General features: G+C 57.7%; 20 protein-coding genes. 14 read left to right on the top strand and 6 right to left on the bottom strand.

Going from position 1 to position 18,218, the window contains the following annotated elements; all coding sequences use genetic code 11:
- Positions 1-6 precede the first annotated feature (6 nt).
- From cobS to crcB, 4 genes are read left to right on the top strand one after another with little or no spacing between them, the layout of a single operon-like run.
- Positions 7-813, top strand: a complete 807-nt coding sequence (gene cobS / locus HMPREF9162_RS09220; protein WP_009752929.1) for an adenosylcobinamide-GDP ribazoletransferase — start codon at positions 7-9, stop codon at positions 811-813.
- Positions 798-1,676, top strand: coding sequence for a GHMP kinase (locus tag HMPREF9162_RS09215; protein WP_009752911.1), 879 nt, complete (start codon positions 798-800; stop codon positions 1,674-1,676). The genes cobS and HMPREF9162_RS09215 overlap by 16 nt, the downstream gene beginning before the upstream one ends.
- Positions 1,677-1,697: 21 nt before the next feature.
- Complete coding sequence (locus tag HMPREF9162_RS09210) at positions 1,698-2,309, top strand: histidine phosphatase family protein (protein ID WP_009752934.1); 612 nt, start codon at positions 1,698-1,700, stop codon at positions 2,307-2,309.
- 13 nt (positions 2,310-2,322) lie between these two features.
- Positions 2,323-2,694: a fluoride efflux transporter CrcB gene (gene crcB / locus HMPREF9162_RS09205; RefSeq protein ID WP_009752916.1), complete on the top strand. Its 372-nt coding sequence runs from the start codon at positions 2,323-2,325 to the stop codon at positions 2,692-2,694.
- 108 nt (positions 2,695-2,802) lie between these two features.
- On the opposite strand, the gene HMPREF9162_RS12070 is transcribed toward crcB, so the two are convergent.
- From HMPREF9162_RS12070 to HMPREF9162_RS09190, 3 genes are read right to left on the bottom strand one after another with little or no spacing between them, the layout of a single operon-like run.
- Entirely contained in the window at positions 2,803-3,612 is an 810-nt protein-coding gene (locus HMPREF9162_RS12070; RefSeq protein ID WP_009439117.1) for an energy transducer TonB, read from the bottom strand.
- A 4-nt stretch (positions 3,613-3,616) separates the two neighbouring features.
- The gene (locus HMPREF9162_RS09195; protein WP_009348876.1) at positions 3,617-4,027 is read right to left on the bottom strand and encodes a biopolymer transporter ExbD; all 411 of its coding nucleotides are present in this window, start codon (positions 4,025-4,027) and stop codon (positions 3,617-3,619) included.
- On the bottom strand, positions 4,027-4,647 hold the full coding sequence (locus HMPREF9162_RS09190; protein ID WP_009658506.1) for a MotA/TolQ/ExbB proton channel family protein: 621 nt from the start codon (positions 4,645-4,647) through the stop codon (positions 4,027-4,029). The genes HMPREF9162_RS09195 and HMPREF9162_RS09190 overlap by 1 nt, the downstream gene beginning before the upstream one ends.
- Before the next feature lie 255 nt (positions 4,648-4,902).
- Between HMPREF9162_RS09190 and HMPREF9162_RS09185 the strand changes: the two genes are divergently transcribed.
- Genes HMPREF9162_RS09185 through HMPREF9162_RS09165 form a run of 5 tightly spaced genes read left to right on the top strand, consistent with a single transcriptional unit; the run spans position 4,903 to position 9,217 of the window.
- Positions 4,903-6,057, top strand: coding sequence for a PIN/TRAM domain-containing protein (locus HMPREF9162_RS09185; protein ID WP_009439125.1), 1,155 nt, complete (start codon positions 4,903-4,905; stop codon positions 6,055-6,057).
- Positions 6,058-6,080: 23 nt separating this feature from the next.
- A complete protein-coding gene (gene ispD, locus HMPREF9162_RS09180) occupies positions 6,081-6,851 on the top strand; it encodes a 2-C-methyl-D-erythritol 4-phosphate cytidylyltransferase (RefSeq protein WP_009348873.1) in 771 nt (256 codons plus the stop codon).
- Positions 6,848-7,324, top strand: a complete 477-nt coding sequence (gene ispF / locus HMPREF9162_RS09175) for a 2-C-methyl-D-erythritol 2,4-cyclodiphosphate synthase (protein ID WP_009752950.1) — start codon at positions 6,848-6,850, stop codon at positions 7,322-7,324. The genes ispD and ispF overlap by 4 nt, the downstream gene beginning before the upstream one ends.
- A 20-nt stretch (positions 7,325-7,344) precedes the next feature.
- Positions 7,345-8,289 carry a nitronate monooxygenase gene (locus HMPREF9162_RS09170; RefSeq protein ID WP_009658504.1) on the top strand — a complete coding sequence of 315 codons (945 nt, stop codon included), beginning with the start codon at positions 7,345-7,347 and terminating at the stop codon, positions 8,287-8,289.
- Between the two features lie 19 nt (positions 8,290-8,308).
- Positions 8,309-9,217: a hypothetical protein gene (locus tag HMPREF9162_RS09165; RefSeq protein WP_009752922.1), complete on the top strand. Its 909-nt coding sequence runs from the start codon at positions 8,309-8,311 to the stop codon at positions 9,215-9,217.
- Positions 9,218-9,290: 73 nt separating this feature from the next.
- On the opposite strand, the gene HMPREF9162_RS09160 is transcribed toward HMPREF9162_RS09165, so the two are convergent.
- Positions 9,291-11,078, bottom strand: a complete 1,788-nt coding sequence (locus tag HMPREF9162_RS09160) for a nicotinate-nucleotide--dimethylbenzimidazole phosphoribosyltransferase (protein ID WP_009752939.1) — start codon at positions 11,076-11,078, stop codon at positions 9,291-9,293.
- Positions 11,075-13,276, bottom strand: a complete 2,202-nt coding sequence (locus HMPREF9162_RS09155) for a Tex family protein (RefSeq protein ID WP_009752936.1) — start codon at positions 13,274-13,276, stop codon at positions 11,075-11,077. Before HMPREF9162_RS09155 ends, HMPREF9162_RS09160 begins: the two co-directional genes overlap by 4 nt.
- 188 nt (positions 13,277-13,464) lie before the next feature.
- Here HMPREF9162_RS09155 and HMPREF9162_RS09150 point away from each other — a divergent pair, with 188 nt between their 5' ends.
- On the top strand, positions 13,465-13,917 hold the full coding sequence (locus tag HMPREF9162_RS09150) for a Fur family transcriptional regulator (protein WP_009348866.1): 453 nt from the start codon (positions 13,465-13,467) through the stop codon (positions 13,915-13,917).
- A gap of 104 nt (positions 13,918-14,021) precedes the next feature.
- On the opposite strand, the gene speD is transcribed toward HMPREF9162_RS09150, so the two are convergent.
- On the bottom strand, positions 14,022-14,480 hold the full coding sequence (speD, locus tag HMPREF9162_RS09145; RefSeq protein ID WP_009658518.1) for an S-adenosylmethionine decarboxylase: 459 nt from the start codon (positions 14,478-14,480) through the stop codon (positions 14,022-14,024).
- Between the two features lie 218 nt (positions 14,481-14,698).
- Here speD and mnmA point away from each other — a divergent pair, with 218 nt between their 5' ends.
- From mnmA to HMPREF9162_RS09125, 4 genes are read left to right on the top strand one after another with little or no spacing between them, the layout of a single operon-like run.
- On the top strand, positions 14,699-15,784 hold the full coding sequence (gene mnmA / locus HMPREF9162_RS09140) for a tRNA 2-thiouridine(34) synthase MnmA (RefSeq protein ID WP_175282269.1): 1,086 nt from the start codon (positions 14,699-14,701) through the stop codon (positions 15,782-15,784).
- 32 nt (positions 15,785-15,816) lie between these two features.
- Positions 15,817-16,866 (top strand): hypothetical protein, encoded by a 1,050-nt coding sequence (locus tag HMPREF9162_RS09135; RefSeq protein ID WP_009658514.1) that lies wholly within the window; start codon positions 15,817-15,819, stop codon positions 16,864-16,866.
- A 9-nt stretch (positions 16,867-16,875) separates the two neighbouring features.
- Positions 16,876-17,793: an NYN domain-containing protein gene (locus HMPREF9162_RS09130; RefSeq protein ID WP_009658526.1), complete on the top strand. Its 918-nt coding sequence runs from the start codon at positions 16,876-16,878 to the stop codon at positions 17,791-17,793.
- A gap of 12 nt (positions 17,794-17,805) precedes the next feature.
- On the top strand, positions 17,806-18,204 hold the full coding sequence (locus HMPREF9162_RS09125) for a DUF3783 domain-containing protein (protein ID WP_009658507.1): 399 nt from the start codon (positions 17,806-17,808) through the stop codon (positions 18,202-18,204).
- Positions 18,205-18,218: the final 14 nt, after the last annotated feature.

Below are 18,218 nucleotides of genomic sequence, written 5' to 3'. Positions count from 1 at the left end.
CTGTTTATGCATTCCTTTTTGATCGGGCTTCAATTTCTCACACGGATTCGCCTGGTGTGCCAGACGGAGTGGACGGCTGAGGATTTTGGGCGCAGTACACGTTTTTTCCCGCTCGTCGGATTGGTACTCGGGCTCTGCTATGCGCTTGCCGCGTATGTGCTCCTATATACGATCGGCGCGCATACACTGACGAGCGTCCTGCTGATGCTACTGCCGCTCATCCTGACGGGCGGGCTGCATGCGGACGGCCTGATGGATACGGCGGACGGCGTGTTTTCGGGGCGCGAACGGGAGCGCAAGCTCGAGATCATGAAGGACAGCCGCGTCGGCTCGTTCGGAGTCGTGACCATCGCCGCGATGATGTTCATTCAGTACGCGCTGCTTGCCGATATGTTCCCTCTGCTGCTGATTCCCGCGCTCTTCGTTATGCCGATCATCGGACGGCTTGCCATGGTGATTTGCATCGCGTGTTTCCCCTATGCGCGCAAGGATGGGCTGGGAAAAATCTTTGCGGATATGGCGGATCGGCGGACGCTCCTCATTGCCGCCGTGACGACTATACTGCTCGTTCTGCCGTTCGGCATGGGGGCGTGGCTCGCGCTCTTCGCGGGCGTCCTGTTCGCGCTCTTATTCTGCCGGTTCATCACGGGGCAGCTCGGCGGCGTGACGGGGGATGTCTACGGCGCGACAACCGTGCTGACGGAGACCGTAGTTTTATTTGTTTTTTCCGTCGTATCGACGCAGCAAGCACTCATTTCCGCCTCGATACAGACGATGTGCTCAGTATTGGAGTTGTTATGGAAATCATTGTAAAAGCGCCCGCATCCTGCGGCGAACTCATCGAAGGTTCTATTGCAGGGACACCGTTCCTCGTGACCGCCCCCATCAGCGTCTATGCAACGGCAACCGTGTCCGACGCGTTCACCGGGATGCAGGGACTTGGGACAAAGGCGCAGGAAGCGGTCAGGCGTGCGCTTGCCCTCGTTGAGAAAGACGCATTGCAGTGGGGGATTCGACTCGAGTCTCCTGTCCCGCAGGGCAAGGGCATGGCATCCTCCAGCGCGGACATTACCGCATGCGCCTATGCTGCCGCGCGTGCCTTTGGACGGGAGTTGACGGCGCGGGAGCTCATGGACATCGCCATCGCCATCGAGCCGAGCGACGGCATCGCCTTTGAAGGGCTGTCGCATGTCAGTCATACGACGGGCGAGCTCTTTGGACAGTACCGCAACGTGCCGCTCATCGGCATCTCCATCTTTGATGTGGGCGGCGAAGTGGATACGATTTCGTATTATCAAAGCAAGAGTGCCGGCGGCAATCAAGATGACGAGTACCGCCGCCTGCTTGACACCGTAGACAAGGCGTTTCATACGGCGGACTACCGGCAGGAGATTTTGCTTGGACAGGCGGCGACGGCGAGTGCACGGCTCAATCAAGTGCATCTGCCAAAAGAGGGGCTGGACGAGTTCATCGCCCTTGCCAAGGGGAAAGGCGCGCTCGGCGTCAACGTCGCGCACAGCGGCACCGTTGTCGGCGTGCTGTGGGAATCGGCACTGCCCGCCGGGGACATCGCGCGGCGGACGGAGCAGATCGCGCAGGAGTTTGCGGGACGGTACAGGTATATGCAGACGGTGCGGCTGATCTCGGGCGGCGTCGTCTGTGAGATTAGATCCTAGTACGATAAAGGGGTGAGAGAAATGACGGAAATCATCATCATTCGGCACGGGGAGACGGAGTGGAACATCACGGGACGGTTCCAAGGACATTCGGATATTCCTCTTTCCGCCGCGGGGCACGAGCAGGCGGAACTGCTCGGGAAAAATATAGCGCTCGAAGGCATCGATAAAATCTATGCGAGCGACCTTATCCGCGCCGTGGAGACGGCGCAGCCGCTTGCCGCGCGGCTTGGGCTTCCCGTAGAGAAGGACGAGGCGCTCCGGGAACTGAACTTCGGCACATGGGAAGGGCGCTATTTCAGCGAAATCAATGAGGAAACCCCCGATCTCATGAAGCAGTTCTACAGAGACCCTGAATCCATCGATATTCCGGGGATCGAGAACTTCCAAGAGTTCCGCCGCCGCGTCGCAGGGCGTGTCCGCGAGATCGCCGCGCAGAATAAGGGCAGGCGCATTGTGCTTATCTCGCACGGGGCGTCCATCCGCATTCTGTTCGCGGATATTCTCTCCATGCCCGTGCGCGCGATCTGGCACGTCTCGCAGTTCAATACCGCGGTCAACCGCATCCGATTCGAGGACGACGGCTTCGCCGCGATAACGTTAATGAACGACACGGCGCATCTGTCCATGTGAGAGGTGTCGTGCGATGAATGTTCTTGCCGTCGGGCTCGGCGGTGCAATCGGCGCCGTGTTGCGCTATCTTCTCGGGCAAGCGATTCCGCGGCTCGCGGGCGGCTTTCCGCTCGGCACGTTCTGCATCAACATCGTCGGCTGTTTTGTCATCGGTGTGATTGTAGCGCTCGCGGGCAGGAACAGCGGAATCGACCCTCGTCTCGTGCTCTTCCTACAAACGGGAATTTGCGGCGGATTTACAACATTTTCCACATTTTCTTTTGAGACCGTTTCTTTGATGGACGATGGGAAAATTCCCCTCGCGCTCCTCTATCTGTGCGCGAGCGTCACGCTCGGCATCAGCGCTCTCTTAGCCGCGCAGTATATGGTGCAGGCATGGGAGTAACATTGATGATGTGCATCCCGGCAAATGATTGCGGGGATTTTCTCTATACAAAAGGTCACAGAAGTCTATTCTGTGACCTTTTTGTATAAAGATATGTCATAGTGACTGTTAGTTCAACGTGAAAGATACGGGAACATTAAAAGTAACTGTGTCATTCGTGGGATTTGGATAGGATCCAACGGCATAAACTGCATTTACAGCAGCCTCATCCAGAATACTATGACCGGACGGACTCGATAATGAGACTCCCGCAATCGATCCGGAAGCAGACACTGTCACTGTGACAATGGGGCGACCTTCCAAACGACGTTTAATTGCCATATAGGGATATTGCTTATTTGCATCGACTGCGCGGCGGAACCCCTCATAATCGAAGGGCGCCTTTTGGACACCGCCGCCGTTGCTGCCGCCGCCACCGCCGCCATCATTTCCGCCTCCACCACCACCGTTGCTGCCGTTACTTCCACCGCCACCACCACCGTTGCTGCCGCCATTATTACTGCCGCCGGTGGTATTACTACCGGTATTGGAGCCGGTTTCAGACGATTCGGATGTAGTTGATGACGATCCCTGCGTAGGCAGTGTGACTGCGTCCGGTGTCGGTGTCGTTTGGGGCGTATCGGTTGTTGTGACCGGCGCGGGAACAGTCTGCTGCACCGCTTCAACACGTTTGGCAACCTCTTCAGCCTTTAGTGGCTCGGGGAACAGCGACTCGTTTCCACCACCGCTTTCACCGCCTCCGCCCGCACTGCCGCCGCCTCCTTGGCTAAAATCAGATGCTGCAAGGTCGACGACGTAAACCTGCTGTTCCTGTTGTTTAACAACAACCGTTAGTCCGATTGCCAGGAGCGCAAACAGCACGAGGTGCAGCAGAACGGAGACGATATAGGCCTTTCTCCATGAGAGATTTCGATCCATATATCTATCCCTTCTTTTGTTCTGCGGCAATCGAGAGCCGCTTTACCCCCGCTCCTTTAAGCATATCCATGACAGCGACGACCTGCCCGTGTGCCGTACGTTTGTCCGCCTGCAAAACAACTGCAGCATCCGGATTTGCCTGCATACGGCTCTTCATGATTGCCGCTGATTCCGTGATGCTCACGGGGTTGTTGTCAATAGTGATATGACCTTCTTCGTCGAGTGTCATGATGATTGGGAGCTGTGCGGGCGCAGATGCAGACTGCGCTTGAGGAAGCTGTACGGCAAGCGCTTTCTGCGCGACCGTCTGCAAGCTGTTCATCATGAAGAAGACAAGCAGGAAGAAGATAATATCGATCATCGGAATGATCATAAATTCCGGCTTCTTTTTCAGCCGATGATTGCCAAAATTCATTATGCCTCCCAGCTTTCTTTCTTCGCAGTAACGACTGTAGAGCAAAGGCGCTCCGTATCCGTGACAATGGTGTCGAGCTGATGGCTAAAATAGGTATAGACACAGAATGCAATAATAGCAACACAAAGACCGGATGCCGTTGCAACAAGTGCCTCACCGACGCCGCCTGTAATCGCGCCTGCGCCGCCGCCCTCATCAAGCACGCTGAACGTCTGGATCATACCCGTAACTGTACCGAGTAGCCCGAGCAGCGGGGCAATGGTTACAATTGCACTCAGGTAGTCGAGATAGCGGCGAAAATTGATCGCCTCCATCGACATGCGATCGGAGAACGCGCCCTTCATTGCCGTCTCTGTCCCTGCGTTCATGAGGCCGCTCTCAATGACGCGGCTGATGGCGGATGGGAACTCCTTACAGAGTTTCTCTATGGTATCAAAGTCCTTTTGCACGGCAGCATGATAGACACCATGAAAAAATACGCGCGATCCCTTGCGGTTGATGCGGTAGTAGTAAAAACGCTCCACCGCAATTGCAAAAGTGATCAGGGAGAGCAGGAGCAGCGGATACATAACGAGACCGCCGCTCTTAAAGAGATGCATTGCACTAGAAAAACCTTCCATATGATTTTACTCCTCCATATAACATAGATCGTCCATACTTGGGTCGGATTCACCCCATATTGATAGATACTACCTCAATAGTATCATGAATACGATTATCATTATAGAGACTAAGACAGAGATGTCAATAGAAAATGAATAACTTGATACAATTTTCCTTTTTTGTTGTAAATGTGTCTTTTGACAACATGCAACTTTTTTATTATACTGAGAACGTCAATTGTTCATTTCTATTGGAGGAAAGGAGGTGAATTTTTGTTACTCGAACGCGTATTGCGGTTTTTCATCGTTCTCATCACGGCAATCATCGGCGGGACACTCTTTGAGCTGCTTGTTCCGACGGCAAACGACTACCTGTCGGCGCCGCTGTGGCGGACGGAGCTCGGGGTGTTCGGGCTCACGCTCGCGGGGCTCGTCTGCATCCTCGTCGGCACCGTGCTCGGCGGCATCGTCGGCTATCCGCTCGCCCCGTTCTTCACGACCCGTCTCCGGCGGTTTTCCGTCTGGGTCGAGGGGCAGCTTGGCAAGATGCCGATCCGCGACGTGATTGCCGGGGCGATAGGGCTGATCATCGGACTCATCATTGCCCGTCTTTTGGGCGACTCGTTTTCTACGATCCCTATCGTCGGCGATTACATCCCCATCGTGTTCAGCATCGTGCTCGGCTATCTCGGCGTTCACATCATGGTGAAAAAACGCCCGGAGATCGCGGAGGTCTTTGATTTCTTCCCACGGTTTCTGCGCGAGATGGCGCGCAGCCGCGAGACACGTACGCCCGTGCCCGCACAGGCGCCGCAGCGGGAGGGCGGCACGGAGCGCGGGTACAAGGTGCTTGATACGAGCGTCATCATCGACGGACGCATCGCGGACATCTGCGAGACGGGCTTTCTTGAGGGCACGCTCCTCATTCCCGTCTTTGTCCTCGAAGAGCTCCAGCACATCGCGGACTCGGCGGACTCGCTGAAACGCGTCCGCGGACGCCGCGGACTCGACATCCTGCAAAAAATTCGTAAGGAATCTCGTATGAAGGTGGAGATCACCGAGGTTGACTTTGAGGACATCGCCGAGGTGGATTCAAAACTCCTCCAGCTCGCGCAGGAAGTCGGCGGCAAGATCATCACGAACGACTTTAACCTCAACAAGGTCGCACAGCTCCGCGGCGTCCCCGTGCTCAACATCAACGCGCTGTCCAACGCCGTAAAGCCGGTCGCCATACCGGGAGATGTGATGACCGTTCAGATTGTACGCCCGGGCAAAGAGCACGGGCAGGGGCTCGCATATCTCGACGACGGCACGATGATCGTTGTGGACGGCGGATTCCGCTGCATGAACGAAATTGTCTCGGTCGAGGTCACGTCTGCGCTCCAGACAGCGGCGGGACGCATGATCTTCGCCAAGGTGACGCGCTGACGCTAGCGCGGGAAGGAAGAGACATGGTTAGTGTGGTTTTTCCTGCGGCAGGGCAGGCGCATCGGATGCAGGTGGGGCTGAACAAAGTCTTTTTAACGCTTGCCGGCAAGCCGATGCTGCTGCGCACACTGCTCACGTTTTCCAAAGTGCCGGACGTCGGCGAGCTCATCGTCGCTGTCGGCGCGGATGAGGTCGAGCCGGTGACGAGCCTCCTCGGGCGTGTCAAGGGGCTTGCCCCGTGGCGCGTCGTCGAGGGCGGCACGGAGCGGCAGTACTCCATCCGCAACGGGCTTGCGCTCGTCTCGGAGGAGGCGGACATCGTGCTCGTACACGACGCCGCGCGTCCGCTCATCCGCCGCGATACCATCGAAGAGCTGATCCGCGTCGTGCGCGCCGAGGGCGCGGCGATCATCGCCGTCCCCGAGAAGAACACGATCAAGATCGCCGCGGAGGACGGCACCGTCGCCGCGACGCCGCCGCGCAGCTCCCTTTGGCAGGTGCAGACACCACAGGGATTCCGCAAGGACATCCTGATGGAGGCGAACCGCAAGGCGGACGAGGACGGCTTCCTCGGCACGGACGACGCGAGCCTCGTCGAGCGTCTCGGCGTTCCCGTGCGCATCGTCAGAGGGGAGTACAGCAACATCAAGGTCACAACGCCCGAGGACATGGTGGTCGCCGAGGCGATCCTGCGTAACGACATGGGCGCGGGCGAGCTGATGAAAACGGCTGTCCACGAGGCAAAACGGCTGCTCGGCGGCGTCGTCCGCTGTCGGAAAGGGGAGGAAGAATGACACGATTCGGCATCGGCTACGATGTACATCAACTCGTTGAGGGGCGGCGTCTCGTCATCGGCGGGGTTGACATCCCGCACAATAAGGGACTGCTCGGTCATTCGGATGCCGACGTGCTGCTGCACGCCGTCTCCGACGCACTCCTCGGCGCAGCGGCGCTCGGCGACATCGGACTGCATTTCCCCGACACGGACGCGCGCTATGCGGGTGCCGACAGCGGCGTATTGCTCGCAGAGGTCGCGCGGATCGTGCGCGGCGCGGGCTTTGCCATCGGCAACGTCGACGCCACCGTCGTCGCACAGGCGCCGAAGCTCCGCCCGTACATCGACGAGATGCGCGGCAATATCGCGCAGCGTCTCGGCATCGCTGTCGAGGACGTCAACGTCAAGGCGACCACGGAGGAACGGCTCGGCTTTACGGGCGCAGGAGAAGGGATGTCCGCTTACGCCATCGCAGGCGTTGAGCGTGTATAAGGAAATATGGAGGTATACATATGGCAAATCGGTTAAAGGAACTGCTCGGCATCGAGGTTCCCATTTTGCAGGGCGGCATGGCATGGATCTCGGAGGCAAATCTCGCCTCCGCCGTCTCGAACGCGGGCGGCGCAGGCATCATCTCGACGGGCGGACGTACCACCGAGTACACGCGCGATGAGATTCGCCGCTGCCGCAGTCTCACGGATCGCCCGTTCGGCGTCAACGTCATGCTCATGGCGCCGAACAAGGACGAGATCGTCGACGTCATCTGCGAGGAAAAACCCGCATTCGTCACCCTCGGCGCGGGCAATCCCGTCCCGTATTTTGAAAAATTCCACGCCGCGGGCGTGAAGGTCATCCCCGTCGTCCCGAGCGTCAAGCTCGCAAAGCGTGTCGAGGAGAAGGGCGCCGACGCCATCGTCGTCGAGGGCATGGAGGCGGGCGGACACATCGGCGTCCTCTCGACCATGCCGCTCATGGAGCAGGTCATCCCCGAGGTTTCGCTCCCCGTCGTCATGGCGGGCGGCTTCGGCGACGGACGCGGACTCGCGGCAGCCCTCCTCATGGGCGCCGCGGGTGTGCAGATGGGCACGCGCTTCCTCATCGCCGAGGAGTGCGTCGTGCATCCGAACGTCAAGGAAAAACTGATTGCATCCGTCGACACCGACACCATCGTCACCGGGAGCACCATCGGCGGCTCTGTGCGCGGCGTGAAGAATAAATTCTCCGAGGACTTCGTCGCGCTCGAATTCTCCGGCAAAGCGACGAAACAGGAACTGCTCGACCGCGCCACCGGCACGAATAAACTCGCCGCCGTCGACGGCGACGTCGTCAACGGCATGGTACAGGCGGGCGAGACGCTTACTCTCCTGCGCGAGATCGAACCGGTGCAGACCATTATCGAACGCATCGTCCGCGAGGCAAAGGCAACCCTCGCAAACGCGCAGAAGATCGAACTCTAACGGCACATAGGGGCGGAGCATGGGAACGGACGAACTCACACCGATGCAGGAACTCGCGCGGCGTGTGATCCTGCTCGAAAAACTGGTACTGCGTCAGCAGAGCCGCATGGACGAACTCATCCGGCGGATCGAATCGCTCGAGAGCGGAGAAGTCTGCGCTAAATATACCGCGCAAAAACCGGCGTTCGCGCCCCCTGTCTCCGAAGATGCCGACACGGGCGTCCTTTCCTCCGTCAGCGACCTCCTCGATGAGGAGCTAAAACGCGACCTTGCCCGTGCCTACGGCGCGGAACCACCGTCCGAAAAGACTGCGGAGAGCGTGCAGGACAGCCTCACGAACGCCATGGCGCGCGCCGCCGGCAGCTATGCCCGCGCCACGGGCGGGAAAGAACCCGTGCAGAGCGACCGCGCAAAGCAGAATGAAGCTGTACGGAAAAAGACCGCTGATGCCGCCGCGCTCCCGCAGACACCGCCGCGCGAACTGCGTGAAAAAACACCCGCAGAGCGCACGGCGGACTACATCGCCGGCTACAACGCACTCTACGACGTGCAGGGAACTATGTTCCAAAAGAAAAAAGCGCAGGACGACTTCATCAAACAATATGAAGTGCAGGGCATGAAGTGCACGAACATGCAGCTCCGCCTCAGCCGTCCCGAGCTCGAGCCGCGCTTCGTCGCGGTCACGCCGCCGCGCGACGCCGACTACTGGGGAATGCCGCTCGGCAACAACCTCTTCGCCATCGTGCCGAATCCCTTCCTCGTCTACGGCGAGGAGATGCACATCGCGGGTGGAATGCGCGAAGCGTTCAACTCCAATTACCGCCCCGGCACCGTCTACGGCAGATTCACCGTCAAAGAAACCGCCACCTTCCAATTCGGCACCATCGGCAAAGTCTTTCGCCGCGGACAGCTTGAAGTGGAAGTATAACAATTTCACCATTCAAAAAGGCTATTGTACAGATGCAAAATCATGTGTTTATACAATAGCCTTTTCTATTTTATTAATCACGTACCTGTCTGCCCGCGCCCGCGCCGTCGATGGCGACGGCGACATTCGCTTCGGTGAAGGTTTTCATATCGTTCAGTATGTGCAGGGCGGCGCGTATGATGCCGAACGCGAGCGATCCCGCGGTGCCGATGGGAGGATTGGCATCAAGTTTGATCATATCGGAAAAGATATGGAGGATATAGGGGGCGACGGTGCGATACAGTTCGCAGACCCGGCAGGCGCGGTCTTCGGTCGGCTCGTCGGCGGGGATGATGAGACTGCGCGCGTTGGCGGCGGCTGTCATGATCGTCGATGCGATGCGCAGGTCGGGGGAACCGTCCTCTTCCATACCGATCAAGAGGATGGGGACATCTTTGGCAATGCGCTCGATGCTCCGATGCAGACGGATGAGTGCGCTCTCCGTTATTTCATCCGGGAGCGGCAGGACATATATGGGGATGCCGGCATATGAGCACATCGCCGCAAGCGCGGTACTCTGCGGCGCAGGCAGCGCGGTGTCGCGGGCGGCGAGGATGAGCACAGCCTTTGTATCGACGGGTGGCTGCGGGGTTCTCATTGCACCTGCGAGAACGACAGCGATCCGTTCGAGATAGCCGAGGCTGTGAATGGGCTTTGCGAGGTTGTCCAAACGATATTGACAGGCGTCTATTGCTGCCCCGTCCGGCGAGAGAATTTTGAGCCGTGTATTGTCGCTCTCGTCGGCGTTCGCATCCGATTCGAGCACGGCGGGGTGAATGCCGTCCGCACCTGCGTTTTTGCCGTCGAGCGCATCCCACACGCACAGCATTTGTCGGAGATGGTCAAGTGCGATGGACGATCCCGCCGCCTCGCTCAGGCGGATGTCGAGCCGCAGCATGGGCGTGAGTCCGAGCCGGCGCAGCGCGTGCGGCTGAGACAGCTCGGTCAGCGAGCCGTGCGAGGCGAGCAGGTAATATGCGCAGTCGGGGCAAAGTACGTGGGCGACGAGTGCGGCGGAGGTCGTGTTTGCACCGTCAAGGATGACGAGCATACGGCGGGCGGCGGCGCCGAGGATGATGCCCGCAATACATCCGAGTTCAAATCCGCCGACTTTCCTGAGGACGTCGAGCCCGTCCGCAGGATCGGGCGTATTGACCGCGAGCGCACGACGGACGATCTCGATCTTATGCGCAAGACGCGCGTCCGAGATGTTCGCGCCGCGTCCCGTGACCTCCTCGGGAGAGAGCCCTAGAATCGCGGCGACGATAGCGGCGCTCGAGGTTGTGTTGGAGATGCCCATTTCGCCCGGGAGGATGCAGCGATCGCCGCGGTCGGCGCAGATGCCCGCAAGCTCTATGCCCGCCTCGACAGCTTTGATTGCCTGCGCACGCGTCATTGCTGCGCCCTGTGTCATGTTCTGCGTGCCGCGCGCGATGCTGCGGTGCACGAGACCCGGGATATGAGCGGTATCGGCATTGACGCCCAGATCGGCGACGATGAGATTTGCATTTGCATAATTCGCCACCGCGTTCGCGGCGCCGCCGTGTGCGACGAGGTAGTTGCACATCATGTTGAGCGTCGTCTCGGGCGGATAGGCGCTGACGCTCTCCGCGGCAACGCCGTGATCGGCGCAGGAGATGACGACACTCGTCTGCGGCGGTGCGGGATGCCGCTCGCCCGTGATGCGGATATAGCGGACGAGGGCGTCCGTGAGACGTCCAAAATCGATGCCGTGATGGGTGAGGAGGGATTCTTTGATCCCTTCGGAAATCGTCGGATCGGGAACCTTGATGTCCCGAACGGTACGTTCTAAGAGTGTCATGCGCGTTTCTTTTCCTTTTCACGTTGCATTTGCAGTTGTTTGAGCGAAAGTCCGATGCGTCCGCGCGTTTCGTCAATGCTGATGATCATGACGTCGAGCACGTCGCCGACCGAAAGGACGTCAAGCGGATGCCGCACGCGGCGTCCGCTCATTTCGGAGATGTGGAGCAGCCCCGCCTGTTTCAGTCCGATGTCGATGAATGCGCCGAAATCCGTGATGTTGCGTACGGTTCCGCGCAGGACGGTACCGACGGCGAGGGCAGAGAGCTTCACGATGTTTTGCCGTGTGAGCGGTGCGGGCAGATCTTCGCGCGGGTCGCGTCCCGGACGGGCGAGCGCCTTGAGGATGTCCGTGACCGTCGGAACGCCTGCGCCGAGCTTCTTTGCAAGGGCGGCGGCGTCCGTTTGCGCAATTTTGAGCGCGAGGGCAGGGAGTGCGGCACGGTCGGTGAGATCGCCTTCCGCGGCGCACAGCTCCCTGAGCAGGGCGCGCGCGAGGTTATAGGACTCGGGGTGTACGGACGTATCGTCGAGCGGCGTTTCGCCCGCGCGGATGCGCAGAAAGCCTGCACACTGGGTAAACGCCGCGTCGCCGAGACGAGAGACCTTGTGCAGGGTGCTGCGGTTCGTGAATTTGCCGTGCTCGTTGCGGTAGGCGACGATGTTCTTTGCGATGGCGGCATTGATGCCCGCGATGCGCCCGAGCAGGGCGGGGGACGCCGTGTTGAGATCGACGCCGACGTGGTTGACGGCATCCTCGACGGTGGCGTCGAGCGTCTCTTTGAGTTCCTTTTGACTGACGTCGTGCTGATACTGACCGACGCCGATCGCCTGCGGATCGATTTTGACCAGCTCCGCCAAGGGATCCTGCACGCGGCGCGCGATGGAGACGGCGCCGCGAATCGTCACGTCGTAGTCCGGCAGCTCCTCTTTTGCGAGCGCCGATGCGGAGTAGACGGATGCGCCCGCTTCGTTCGTGATGAGGTAGTGGACGTTCGCGAGGTTGTTGTCGCGGATGAGGGCTGCGGTGAACTGCTCCGTCTCGTAGGAAGCCGTGCCGTTGCCGATGGAGATGAGCGTGACGCCGTGCTCCTTGATGAGACTGAGAAGCTGCTGTGCGGCGGCGCGGCGGGCGGCATCGCTCTGCGTGACCTGCACGACGCCGCTTGCGCGGACATGCCCTGTCGCGTCGACGACGGCGACCTTGCAGCCCGTGCGGTAGCCGGGATCGAGCCCCATGACGACATGTCCTGCGAGCGGCGGTTGGAGGAGCAATTGTTTCAGATTTTGACCAAAGATTTTGATTGCCTTTTCCTCCGCCTCTTCGGTGAGACGCGCGCGCAGCTCGCGCTCCAGAGCGGGGAGGAGCAGGCGTTTATACCCGTCCTCGACGGCGGCGCGCAGCTCCGCGGTAAAGATAGAAGGCTGCCGGAGGATACGGCGAGCAATCGTTTCGATATTTTTCTCGTGTTCGATATTGACGCGTACGGTGAGACAGCTTTTCTTCTCACCGCGGTTGATGGCGAGGATGCGGTGCGACGGCAGCGTGCGCACGGGTTCGCTGTACTTATCGTACATTTGGAATGTCTGCGCGTCTTCCGACGCCGCGTCCAGCACCGTCTCAAGGACGGCATTTTTCCAAAAATATTCACGCATCTGCGAGCGCAGCGATGCGTCGTCCATGATGGTCTCGGCGAGAATATCGCGCGCACCCGCGAGTGCGTCTGCCGGCGCCCGTACCTCCTGCGCGGGATTTACGAAGGCGGCGGCGTACTCCTCGGGCGTCCCGGTTGTTTCCTTCTGCAGGAGCATGGCGTCTGCGAGCGGTTCCAGTCCGCGCGCCCGTGCGACCGACGCCCGCGTACGCTTCTTTTGCTTGTAGGGGCGATAGAGATCCTCCAGCGTTTGCAGTTTTTCCGCCGCTTCAACGGCGGCGCGCAGCTCGTCCGTGAGTTTGCCCTGCTCCTCGATGCGCGCGAGGACTTCCTCCTGTCGTTTGACGAGACCGCGCAGATAGCTCAGCCGTGTCTCGACACTGCGCAGCGTTTCATCATCGAGTGAGCCTGTTGCTTCCTTGCGGTAGCGGGCAATGAAGGGGATCGTGTTCCCGTCGTCTAGGAGCGTGATGACCGCATCGATTTGCTGTGGACGGACGGAAAGCTCTTTTGCGATGACGGCAGGAATATCGGAAATACGCATGAAATCAAACCTTTCTTCATTCGTCAATGTCCTACATTATAGCATGATTTTTGCGGCAAACAAAAGGAACACTCATTTTATAGGACGAATATGACATAGGACTATTGACAGGAATTTTAGGATAGAGTATTATAATACATAAGTAATAATGATTTTAGTTTTGGTATGATTGAAAAGTAGGAACGATTATGCATGCAGATTCGATGCTGACCATGAGTGAAGTCACGGACATTCTCCGTCAAAATAAAAAGAAAGTGACACCGCAGCGCCTCGCCGTCTATGCGGCGCTCGCAGCGACCAAAGAGCATCCAACCGCGGAGACGCTCTACAAGGAGCTGCGCCCGAATTACCCGACGATGAGTCTTGCAACGGTCTATAAGTCGCTCGATGCGTTCTGCGAGATCGGCATTGTACGTGAGCTGAACGTAGGTGAGGAGGCATTCCGTTACGATGCAGACATCTCACCACATCCACATGTGCGCTGCATTGCCTGCGACAAGGTCGCGGACGTGCCCATCACATCGTTGCCTGCACTCGACAAGAACGTTGCGTCAGTGACGGGTTATCGCGTCGTCGCGCAGCAGATGTATTTCTTTGGGTATTGTCCCGAGTGCCAGAAGAAAAAAATCAATCAGAACTGAATATATATCCGCATGATGCCTGCCGTGTTCGGCAGGTTTTCTTTTGCGGGTAGAAAACACCAAAAGAAAAGCACCCGACTGCGAGTGCTTTGTTCGTATCTTACTTATCTGCGCGTACGCCGCGCGAGGATGCGGATGACCTTAGCGCCAGTACTCTTAATCCTGCGAAATGGGGCGACGCGCGTCGTGGTTTTGGGACGGATTTCTGAAGGCGCGCGGAAGTCCCCGCGACGCAGATGAGTGCTCTTTGTTTTGTCGGGCTGGAACGCCCGGCGCATACTGTTTGCAATTGGCTCGAGTGCAGCGTTCTCCGCACAAAGGTAGATGTCGAGAGAGACATGGCGCAGATCCGGGTGCACATGGAGCGCGATGTGACCGTCCGGCAGGAGTGCCATGAGCGATATATGTCCGCCCATCTGCACATCGCTGATCATTTGGAGTGGGACGAGATTCATCTGTGCGAGTGCTTCCGAGACTTTTTCGCGGAGTAATGCCTCATTGCCGCATTTGTCTCCTTTACAATTATAAAAGTCTACCGTCAATAATCTTGATTGAATGGTCATTCGCCTCAGTCTCCTTGCCCAGCACATCATCTGTTCTCATTATAGATGAAAGTGACATGTCCGTCAAGGAATCTAGCTGAATTGTCCTAATGTCGTCGTATCTATGAAGCGACATCTTCGTAGATCCTTTCGAAACAAATACCATATCTTGTATTTTCCCATGGCGAATGATATACTAAACGAAAAATTAGGAGGATATCATATCAGTGGAGCGGATAATGGGGAAAGAGCGTGTTGTCGTCGCGATGAGCGGCGGTGTGGATAGTTCTCTTGCGGCGGCGCTGCTCCTTGCACAGGGCTATGATGTCGTCGGGGTTACGATGCGTCTTTCCAATGAGAACCGCGATGTGGATCCGGAAAACGACCGCAGCTGCTGTTCGCTCAGCAGTGTGGATGATGCGCGACGCGTGGCGGATGTTCTGGGGATTCGGCATTATGTGATGGACTTTACGATGCCGTTCCAAACGTCGGTGATCGACTATTTTTTGGATGAGTATCTGCTCGGACGCACGCCAAATCCGTGTATTGCGTGCAATCGGTATATTAAATTTGAAGGGCTGCTGCATAAGTCGGCGGAGCTGGGCGCGTCCCATGTTGCGACGGGACATTATGCACGTATTGATTTTGACGGAGGGATGTATCGTCTGCGCAAGGGGAAAGATGTAGATAAGGATCAGTCCTATGTGCTCTATCATCTCAATCAGGAGACGTTAGCGCATGTGCTTCTGCCGCTTGGCGACTTTGACAAGGGGACGACGCGCCGCATGGCGGAGGAATACCGTCTGCCCGTTGCGCATAAGCCGGAGAGTCAAGAAATCTGCTTTGTTCCGCGTGACGATTATAAGTCCTATATGAAGGAAAAGCGCCCGGGGCGATCCGTGCCCGGGGATATTGTCGACCGTGCGGGGAATGTGCTGGGGCATCACGACGGGATTTCATTTTATACGATCGGTCAACGACGGGGCTTAGGCATCGCGGCTCCTCAGCCGCTCTATGTGACGGCGCTTGATGCCGTGCACAATCATGTTGTCGTGGGGACGGCGGAGGAGGTTTTTGCGCGGGAACTTACGGCATCGGATCTGAGTTGGACGATGTGGGAGTCGCTTGACGAGGTGTGTATGGCACACGCGAAGATTCGATACGGGAAGCGTGAGGCAGAGGCACGGATAATGCCTCTTGACGGGAACAGACTACGAGTTCGCTTTACAGAACCGCAGCGTGCGGTGACGCCGGGGCAGTCCATTGTGTTCTACGAGGGAGACGTTGTGCTGGGGGGCGGCGTCATTGATGCTGTGCTTGCGTGATACATTCATCCATGGGGAGAGAGGGGATTCAAATGATGAGCCGCAGTGTAAAGATCAAGATTTCCTGCTTCGTACTGCTTGGTGTTGCGGTATTATTTGCGGGGCTATTTTGGTATTTTCGCATTCATACCAAGACGCCGGAATATGCCATGGGAGCAATCGTGCAGGCGCTTGACCGGCATGATGAAAATCGCTTCCTGCGCTATGTGCGTTTGGATGAGGTTCTTGACCGGGGCTATGATGATTTCATGGCAGGTACGATTGCGGTGGATTTCGGACAGGGGCAAGAAACGCCTGCGGGACTGGATGATTTCACTAAAATGCTCAAACCGGCCTTTACCAAGATGTTGTATGATGCCATAGAGGCGCGACTGACGACTGGGGAGTTTCCTGCGGTAGATCAGACTGCCGACGGTGCGGAGTCTGAGAATATACTATCGCGTATCGGGCTGCGCGATCTGAGTTTCCGTGAGATTACTGTGCTGAACGTCAATGAGGAAAATAGGACGGCTGTCGCGGAGATCCTTGCCCATCAGGGCGAGGCGGATGCAGATTTCACCTTTCAAGTCGCGCTTGCCCCCTCGGACGAGGGCGACTGGCAGGTAACGGGTATTACGAATCTGTATGAATACGCGGTGTTCTTAGGGAAGGCACGTCGCGCGCACGTGGAGGACTATCTTACTGCAACCGGAGCGATCATTGCTCGACATGATCAGAGTGTACGCTTGGCGCAGCTCCGACTTTACAGTTCGCTTGCCGTTGGAACGCTCGGCAATCAAGCGACACGGGATATGGCACGCAGGATCATGGAGCAGGATATTCTCGTCGACTGGAAGCAGCGGAAGGAAGAGCTTTCTGCGGTGTCCGTACCCCGCAGTATGCAGAGTCTCCAGCAGCTCCGTCTGAAGATATGCGATCTGCACATCGCATATGCGGAGGGCTATGCGGCATGGATGACGGATAAGAATGCGGCGACGATCCGCAGCGCAGAGAGCAGCCTGCGTCAGGCGGAGGTGCTGGAGGTCGAGGAGTCCTTCCTCGTGCAGCGTGCGAAGCGATCGTCCGGAGACAAAATGGAGTGAGGGAGATCTATGACGCTTGATTCGAGTAACGATACAGTTGCGATCCTTTACGATATAGAGAATGCACCCATCGAAATGCTTCAATATACGATAGACAAAGCGCAGCGTTATCAGCCCTGTCGCATGATCGTCGTCTCCGATTGGGAGGCGCATCCGGAGCAAAAGCGATGGGATCGCCTCATGCAGTATCCGGATTTCACCTTTCGGCAGATCAGCCGGACATTTTTCGGTAAAAATTCGCTGGATTCCGCGCTCTATGATTCTGCGCAGATTCTCTATCAAGAGGGTGTGCGAAAATACTTTATCATCACAACGGATTCGGACTTCGTGCGGATTGCGGAGTCGCTGAATGCGCAGGATCCATCCTACATCATCGGTGTCGGGACGAAGCAGGCGAGCGAAGACCTGCGAAATGCGTATAATGAGTTCTTCGTCTATCCGCCGGAACGAAAGACCAAGGGGCGCACGGCGAAGAAGAATACAGAAGAAAAAGCGACGGAGGCGGATACAATGGCAAAGAAGAAATCGGATGAAAAGGGGAGCAAGACCGGGCAGAAGCCCGCTGTGGATAAAGCCGCTGTAAAGCAGGAAACAAAGAAACAGCCGGCTCCTGCGAATACCGGAAAGAAGAAGCCGGAGTTGCCTGCGGTGGAAGTAAAACCTGTGAAAGAAGCCGCAAAAGAGATACAAAAATCGGCAGCCAAAACGAAGAAGAAAGCCGCGGCTCACCCCTCTATGCAGTCTCCGGCAATGCTTGTGAGTACGGCGCCCGAACCGGCGGCACAGGCGTCCGCGGTAAACGGATTCCTTACAGTTCGGTTGCCGAAGACGCTGCGCACCTCGCTCGAACAGAAAATGATCGAGGAGGAGGTTTCTCTTGACGAGCTCGTCACATACCTCCTGATGCGCGGTCTTTCTGTAAAATAACGGAGCATTGAGATGGCGAAGAAAGAGGAGCGTGTCCTCCTGTATCAATTCCCGCCGGAGCATTTGCCTGCGGCACAGACGGCGCTGCGGGCGCTCGGGATTCGCGTACAGATTCTTCCTCCCGATGCGTGGCGCGAGAAGGTCGGCTATCTGCTGGGGCTCAAGGGCTATCGTCCGGCACTACCGGCGGACGAGGCGCATTTTGATTTCCCCCATGAGGTGATGCTGCTTGAGCATATCCGTGGAAAGCGATTGACAAAGGTACTCACCGCACTTGCGGAGGCGGGGGTGCCGCGCATTTCCTATAAATCCTCGATTACGCCGTACAATACGCTGTGGACGCTGCGCTATTTGTGCGAGCATATGTCGCACGAACACGGCGCAGCGCTGAAGGATGAATCGCGGGACTAGTGGTAAAGGACGGG

Origin of the sequence: Selenomonas sp. oral taxon 137 str. F0430 (genome assembly GCF_000183625.1) — a bacterium.
Lineage (GTDB): Bacteria > Bacillota > Negativicutes > Selenomonadales > Selenomonadaceae > Centipeda > Centipeda artemidis.
The sequence above is the reverse complement of the archived record's forward strand: the minus strand, read 5'-3'. Positions and strand labels throughout refer to the sequence as shown.

What these genes read in the sequence shown, in the direction of transcription:
- cobS (WP_009752929.1), top strand. Translation starts at nt 7, where the DNA reads ATGCATTCCTTTTTGATCGGGCTTCAATTTCTCACACGGATTCGCCTG.
- HMPREF9162_RS09215 (WP_009752911.1), top strand. Translation starts at nt 798, where the DNA reads ATGGAAATCATTGTAAAAGCGCCCGCATCCTGCGGCGAACTCATCGAA.
- HMPREF9162_RS09210 (WP_009752934.1), top strand. Translation starts at nt 1,698, where the DNA reads ATGACGGAAATCATCATCATTCGGCACGGGGAGACGGAGTGGAACATC.
- crcB (WP_009752916.1), top strand. Translation starts at nt 2,323, where the DNA reads ATGAATGTTCTTGCCGTCGGGCTCGGCGGTGCAATCGGCGCCGTGTTG.
- HMPREF9162_RS12070 (WP_009439117.1), bottom strand. Translation starts at nt 3,612, where the DNA reads ATGGATCGAAATCTCTCATGGAGAAAGGCCTATATCGTCTCCGTTCTG.
- HMPREF9162_RS09195 (WP_009348876.1), bottom strand. Translation starts at nt 4,027, where the DNA reads ATGAATTTTGGCAATCATCGGCTGAAAAAGAAGCCGGAATTTATGATC.
- HMPREF9162_RS09190 (WP_009658506.1), bottom strand. Translation starts at nt 4,647, where the DNA reads ATGGAAGGTTTTTCTAGTGCAATGCATCTCTTTAAGAGCGGCGGTCTC.
- ispD (WP_009348873.1), top strand. Translation starts at nt 6,081, where the DNA reads ATGGTTAGTGTGGTTTTTCCTGCGGCAGGGCAGGCGCATCGGATGCAG.
- ispF (WP_009752950.1), top strand. Translation starts at nt 6,848, where the DNA reads ATGACACGATTCGGCATCGGCTACGATGTACATCAACTCGTTGAGGGG.
- HMPREF9162_RS09170 (WP_009658504.1), top strand. Translation starts at nt 7,345, where the DNA reads ATGGCAAATCGGTTAAAGGAACTGCTCGGCATCGAGGTTCCCATTTTG.
- HMPREF9162_RS09165 (WP_009752922.1), top strand. Translation starts at nt 8,309, where the DNA reads ATGGGAACGGACGAACTCACACCGATGCAGGAACTCGCGCGGCGTGTG.
- HMPREF9162_RS09160 (WP_009752939.1), bottom strand. Translation starts at nt 11,078, where the DNA reads ATGACACTCTTAGAACGTACCGTTCGGGACATCAAGGTTCCCGATCCG.
- HMPREF9162_RS09155 (WP_009752936.1), bottom strand. Translation starts at nt 13,276, where the DNA reads ATGCGTATTTCCGATATTCCTGCCGTCATCGCAAAAGAGCTTTCCGTC.
- HMPREF9162_RS09150 (WP_009348866.1), top strand. Translation starts at nt 13,465, where the DNA reads ATGCATGCAGATTCGATGCTGACCATGAGTGAAGTCACGGACATTCTC.
- speD (WP_009658518.1), bottom strand. Translation starts at nt 14,480, where the DNA reads ATGACCATTCAATCAAGATTATTGACGGTAGACTTTTATAATTGTAAA.
- mnmA (WP_175282269.1), top strand. Translation starts at nt 14,699, where the DNA reads ATGGGGAAAGAGCGTGTTGTCGTCGCGATGAGCGGCGGTGTGGATAGT.
- HMPREF9162_RS09135 (WP_009658514.1), top strand. Translation starts at nt 15,817, where the DNA reads ATGATGAGCCGCAGTGTAAAGATCAAGATTTCCTGCTTCGTACTGCTT.
- HMPREF9162_RS09130 (WP_009658526.1), top strand. Translation starts at nt 16,876, where the DNA reads ATGACGCTTGATTCGAGTAACGATACAGTTGCGATCCTTTACGATATA.
- HMPREF9162_RS09125 (WP_009658507.1), top strand. Translation starts at nt 17,806, where the DNA reads ATGGCGAAGAAAGAGGAGCGTGTCCTCCTGTATCAATTCCCGCCGGAG.